The organism is Vibrio sp. 10N.222.49.A3 (assembly GCF_041475145.1).
GTDB classification, from domain to species: Bacteria; Pseudomonadota; Gammaproteobacteria; order Enterobacterales; family Vibrionaceae; genus Vibrio; species Vibrio tasmaniensis_A.
The window spans coordinates 1-6,346 of sequence record NZ_JBFRVM010000271.1 but is presented as its reverse complement, the minus strand read 5'-3'; the positions used below and the strand labels follow the sequence as shown (position 1 = coordinate 6,346).

The following is a 6,346-nucleotide window of genomic DNA, read 5'->3' as shown; positions in this document are numbered from 1 at the left end:
CTAAGAGGCTAAATTATCGATGAAAAACGCCCCTATTGGAAGGGGTTGGGGTGTAGATTTGACCACACTGTTTTTACATTAACGCCAAGTTACTCTTATACAGGGGCACTTTAACCCCCAAAATACAGGCTAAAAATGACGAGATTACAGTTAACGGCAATGAACGCTAGAACGCCTCTGGACAATAAACGAGTTAATCATGTTTAAAATCAATACAAAAAAAGAGGCCATACCATATTGACCTCTTTCATATATTCATATTCTTGAGAGTAAACTACATTTATCATCATTTGACCCATGGTGTTTAGGGCGTGTTGATCTTTCGTGATTATTTTTTGAACGGCATAGCAAGGAGTTATAATTTCTTTCGCCAAAAACAAAACACGACGCCAAGTCATGCCAAGAACAATGTTAACTGATACTCGATGGGAACTGCTGCTACAAGTTATGAAGAGCACTGGTCGTATTTATGATAAGCCTGAGCACAGAATGACTTTTGAAGGAATACTCTATCGAATGAGAACAGGTATCCCATGGCGAGATTTACCTCAAGAGTTTGGTGAATGGAGTACTGTCTACAGGCGTTTTAATCTTTGGTCAAAGAAAGGCGTCTTAGTTAAAATTTTCAATCAGTTATCAAGCACTGCCGATTTTGAATGGGTCTTTTTAGATGGCTCTATTGTCCGAGCACATCAACATAGCACGGGCGCGGCTACTGAAAGCTCGGAACAAATAGGAAAAAGCCGTGGGGGCAATTCAACGAAAATTCATTTAGCAGTGGATAGTGGCGGCTTGCCGATTTGCTTTGATTTATCAGAAGGTCAACGCCACTACATAGTGCATGCCGAAAGCTTAGTTGCACAACTCGATGAAGTTAATACCATCGTTTGTGATAAAGGATAGGACAGCGAACCTTTCCGTTGCTTTGTTAAGGAACGTGGCGGAGAAACGGTAATTGCTAAACGAAATTACGGACAAGATATAGACAAAGGCAGTATGGATTGGTGTTTATACAAGTATCGTCACTTGGTCGAAAATGCCTTTGCGAGAATTAAGCATTATCAAGTAGATATGACAAGCTAGAAAGGAATTATGCCAGCATGTTATCGCTGGCATTCATGTTAATGTGGCTACCGATGTATTGCTGAACATGAGATGCACTGCAAAGATCAACACGCCCTAGTAGAAGCACAAAAAATCATACGGAATCTTGCAACCATCACGTCCAGATGGCGGACTTGTATCGAAATGGAGCTATCTCTGATGAAGAGTTAATGGAAGCAATAGAAGATATGCGCCAAGCTCAAGAGGAGTTAGAGGAAGCACGCAGCAACTACTGTTAAGCAAGCTTCCCTCTCCTTTATGGCGTAAAGCAACTTGGCTTGATCCACCAACATCATTTAGGTCGAAATTAGCCGCATATCACAGAGCCAGCTGGCTCAAAGATGGACAAAAGCGTGTTACGTTCTTAGGAACACTTCTACTATTCGGATTACCCCTAGTATTGCAATCATACGGCCACCCTACACGTGGCAGACCAAATTTTCGTATTTATTATTAGTAATGTGTGCAATACCAAAAATACAAAGTTAAGAGTGCTAGCTAGTAAGGTTATACTCCCAAAAACAATCAAGCATTATCTTCTCAAGATCTATAGAGGTTCACCTTTATTTCTTTAAATATATCGCTAATTTTCCAAGAGGAAATTATTTCCCTAGAATCGAGCCAGGAGACCAATCCTTGATTCTCAGGTGTCGCTTTTAGTCTTGGCGTATGGTAACCACGGGTTATTTCGGAATATGGCTTCGGGAGACTCGCCAATACATCACGTACTTCATCGTTACTCAAATGAGAGTGATATTCATTGAAGAGTGAAATTTGCGTTGCTATCGGAGAGGAGTTCTTTATCAGAGCACTAGTTATATCTCCGTCAATGTTTGGTAGATTTGCATCTGAATTGACGATGGTTGAACCAACAAGTGCAGAACGCTCTGGAAGATCAACTAACGAATGTAAATCCATCAGTTCGACGACTTTTATCTTGTTTTTCTGAGAAATATCCGACTCAAGCAGCTCTTCCAAGAAATCATCTTCTAATGAGAAGTCTTCTGGCCCAGCCAGAAATGTATCGATATTATTTGCCACAAACAATACTTGCAACTCTCTTTCGTTGAGCGCGTTTAGACTATCAGTACAAAATTCGATTTTCGCTTCCTGAATTAATATTATAAGCTTTGTTGGTTCAACCCCTTCTGGAAAATGTGTAAATGACTTGGGTAAAGCTCGCATATACTCTTTGTAGCTAATATCAGAAAGAGAATTCGCGTTAAGAAGAAAAGAATGTATAGACTTCGAATCACTATTACTGGGGACCGATTGTTTCAGGATAACCGATCTAACAACGTCTCGATCGAGATACTCAACCAAGCTTTGTGCTTCAAAACTTTCACTTGCCATAAAGAAAAGGCAATTTTTCCAGTTTGGCACAATCATAGTTAAACTGAAGAGCATAGAATGTAATCTATCGGGCACATCTTCTAACGTCGGTAATTGTTGCGTCTGTTGCTCAAGAAAATCTTGGATCGTATTGAGGTCAATCTCTTCACGGCGAACTACATCCAAAATAGCGGATGTTTCTTCTTCAGTATTAGTTTGGATAGCCAAAAGAATATTGCGTAGGTAATCGCCAAAATTACTCTCAATTCGATCTATCAAGACAGTACTGTTCGTCGCACGTATTGCCGTGAAGTTCCTTGTATGCAATGGGGTGACATCTTCCTCTCCCAATATCGCTTGATAAGCGAACTCTATGTTAGCTAACGTAAGGTCAAAAAGCCCCTCTTCAAACATTGAGTTCACAATGTCAAAGTGCTCTTTGATTGCTTCGAAGTCTTTAACTTCAAAATTGAGGCAAACGAGCCGCTCTGGATCGAGCTCAGGCGAACTAATCAGAATATCGGAGAGATTCTCTGATGCAAAAACGGGGAATTCTTCAAAATCTCTTGAAATGGATTTAATTGAACGTTCAGTTAATCCTCCAATCAGCTGAACAACGTGTATAAGGTTATTTGGACTAGAAAGTACAGTCAGTGCAAAATCACTCCAGACATTAGCTAACTGTTGGAGAAATTTTGGGACATAACTCCCGCTGCTGTAATAAGCCATAAAGAAGTCTTCACAGTTGAAAAACTCTTCCATAATGTACCCTACAAGCCTCTCTAATTGACTTTGGTAACGGTGTTGTTCACTCAACAGAGTGTCAATAAGCGAGATGTTTAAAACGTAACTTTGTCCAAAGTCCTCATCTCTCATCGCCGCAATAACTTCGTTTGGATTATCAATAGGAAGATCTGGCTCTGGCGTAATAAATGCACGTATTTTAATGAGAAATTTATTGTCATTGGGAGACAATCGACCAGAATGAAAAAGTGAGGTGTACTGGTAATAGGTATCATCCAGATAACCTTCTAACAGCAGAAACCGAGCAAGCTCTCCATTCTGACCAAACTCCTCGAAAAATTCCTGTAGATGGTCGCCATTCAATCGTAATTGTTCATGGAATTTCGCTGTTCTAAGCCCTGCAATCTTTGGTCTAAGATCTCGTATTGCTCGTAGAGTTTTGGTTTTCTTTTCCTCTGCCTTATGTTCTATCTCCTCTTTGCGTTGAAGATAAGTTTTGTGCTGGTCTACATTATCTTGGAGTGCAGAAACATCCAAGTGACTATAATGACCATGAATGTTTCGACAATAGATGTATCGAGCCTCGATCAGCTCTTCAAACTTTCCAAAGCCTGTCAACTGGGCAGTAGCCACTTGATTATTTTGCTCGATACCCACACTAATGGCGTGTGATGGCAGCATCTCAATTAGAGCCATCGCATATATTTGACGCAACTCTTTTAAGTCAGCAGGAATTTGACGTTCAGCGATATCAAGTTGCTTTTCGAGTGAAGTAATTTCAGCTCTAAATTTTTTTTCTCCGTGACTTATTAACTCATCTTGGAAATTCAATATTGCGGCGAGGGTCCCTTCGCCTCGGTGTAATTTTTCGAAATCCCGTGGATAAACATTTTTGTAGATCAAAACGGCAAGGAGTTTATTGGCGTCGAGCAAATATTCTCCATCTGTTTTCAAATTATCCATATAAATGCTGTATTCATTAAAGATGTTTTGAATCAACCGTAGATCGTTTAAATAACGTGATACCTCTCTAAGAAACTGACGATCAAGGCCTTCGTTAAGCGCAAGTCTAGCTCCAATCTTCAAGACCATGTCAATTGAGTTCGATGAGTTGATGATCGGAATAACTGGAATGATAAATTCGAAAAACTTGGTTCGCTCTGTGTTCGCAAATATGTCATCGCGTAGTGCATATAGGAATCGAATATGACGTTTTACGCCTGAATTTGCGTTAACAAGACCGTTAATTTCACGCAACGTAACGAAAATATCAGTATTGTCGAATCGGTCTAGATCCTCAATGATTACAAGGTCGTAACTAGTTTCCTGGAAAAAGTAGATTATCTCGTCTAAATGACGATTCAGTATTGAGGATTCATCATCACATGCGGGCTTAATTTCGACATTTTTTAGCGAAATACCCTTGAGTGACAAACCAAAGCTCGCGACATAGAAGTGATGCAGTATCCGCCAGAGGAATGCTGTAGCAAACACAAAGAAACCTAAATTGACTGAGTTTTCGAACGCAATAGGTTTGAAATAAGTACCGCTGATGACTCCTTCCCGCTGCTGAAACACATACCAAAGCGCGAACATCCCCAACAAAATGTACAGTGACTTAAAGATCGCCCCAACACCAGGCGACTGAATTCTCTTAAAGCGAGATAACGGGAGTTTATTTGCATCTGCACCGTAAAGCATCTGCTGTAAAATACTCCTCTCGATCTCCTGACGATCCACCGTTTCTACCTTCGTTTCAGCTTCGGTAATGAAAGTCGCGAGAGAAATATGAAGAACTGGCCGTCGATACGTCTTCAGAAAAGATTGAATAATGCTGCTCTTTCCTGAGCCATAAGGGCCCGTCAGGGCTATATTTGAGATTTTAGAATTATTCGTTGCAAATCGTAACGCTTCTGAGTAGGTGCCTGCTTTATCCGCGTCATCTGTCGGAGCTAGATCTACGAACTTCGATTGCATATCGCTGGCGTTTTTTTGTTCCAACCAAGACACCGTTTTATCAAGCCCCTTGATGAGCCAACGTACAAATGAGGTAATTATTTTATTCATATATGTATAGTTATTAGATTTAAATGAATTGGGGGACACAATGACGGTACATGTATTTAGCTCTCTATATTATGAATCTCGGCTAAATCAAAGGACTTAATCCAATCAGTACGATACTGAATCATTAGGGAAATTTGGTCAAATGCTGATGGTTAAAAATGGGATTATTAGAAACTCTAAATTAAAAAGGGGCAGATCTGAGTTAGCTGGCACTTTTTGAGAAAAGTGCCACGAGTAAAACTTCAGGTCTATGAAGCCTCTGGACATAAATGTGTCAGCGAACTTGCTAATTTAGAATTCAATAAATTACTTGAAGTATGGAAAGCAACCGAAACATAAAGCTCTATCACTTAGCCTTATGTTTCTTTCTCAAGTCGTACATTGTTTTAAAACGTATGGGCGAGTTCCACGCCAGTTACAGAAAAACCTGACATCAAAGGTATTTTCACTAAGTACAGTTCATATCCACTTAAATCTTGCTCTTTCAACTTTTCTATTGCTGAATCAACTCGGCCTCTAAAAAAGTTTTCAAGGTCGTGCTCTTCAGGCTTTAGAGTGTAGAAACAAAATATAGTTACCTTTTTTTGCTCTCTATTTGAGAATAAAACTGAGCCAGACTCCCTTTTTTCTACAAGGTTTTGTTCTCGTTTGGTTACCATGTCTTTAAGCTCTTCTTGCCCTTGTTTATCAAAAAAGCAAAACGTCTTAGCGCACTCAAATCCATGTTCATACTGACACATTTCATGAACTAGCTTGCTAAAGAATTCGTGTATATATAAACGAGGTTTTTCACCATTTTTCAAATAGAACTCATCAAATTTATCGGAGTTTGGTTCTAGTGCAACAAGATCCACACCTTCATCTTCAATGTTTTCGATTCCTCTTAATCTATCGGACAGGTAATAACCGAGCCAATCAAGTTCATCATGAATGTACATTTTCTGATTACCCGAATTGTTAATCCTCCGATGGATATAGTCCAAAAAGTCATGAGGTAGAGGGAGCATATCAGTAACCACATACAAATCGAATATGTTAATTGCCCACGGCATTTCTGAAGAACGAAACCTTCCTGAATTCATTGTATCCGCCCCATGAA

At 39.7% G+C, this 6,346-nt stretch carries 2 protein-coding genes and 1 pseudogene; 1 reads left to right on the top strand and 2 read right to left on the bottom strand.

Features of this window, described 5'->3' with window-relative positions; all coding sequences use genetic code 11:
• The first annotated feature begins 396 nt into the window (after positions 1-396).
• A pseudogene (locus AB4589_RS24945) lies at positions 397-1,148 on the top strand (IS5 family transposase).
• Positions 1,149-1,644: 496 nt separating this feature from the next.
• Here AB4589_RS24945 and AB4589_RS24940 read toward each other — a convergent pair.
• Together AB4589_RS24940 and AB4589_RS24935 are read right to left on the bottom strand one after the other, a co-directional pair.
• The gene (locus AB4589_RS24940; RefSeq protein WP_372101910.1) at positions 1,645-5,247 is read right to left on the bottom strand and encodes an ATP-binding protein; all 3,603 of its coding nucleotides are present in this window, start codon (positions 5,245-5,247) and stop codon (positions 1,645-1,647) included.
• Between the two features lie 386 nt (positions 5,248-5,633).
• The coding region (locus tag AB4589_RS24935) for a hypothetical protein (RefSeq protein WP_372101909.1) at positions 5,634-6,346 on the bottom strand (713 nt) is incomplete at its 5' end.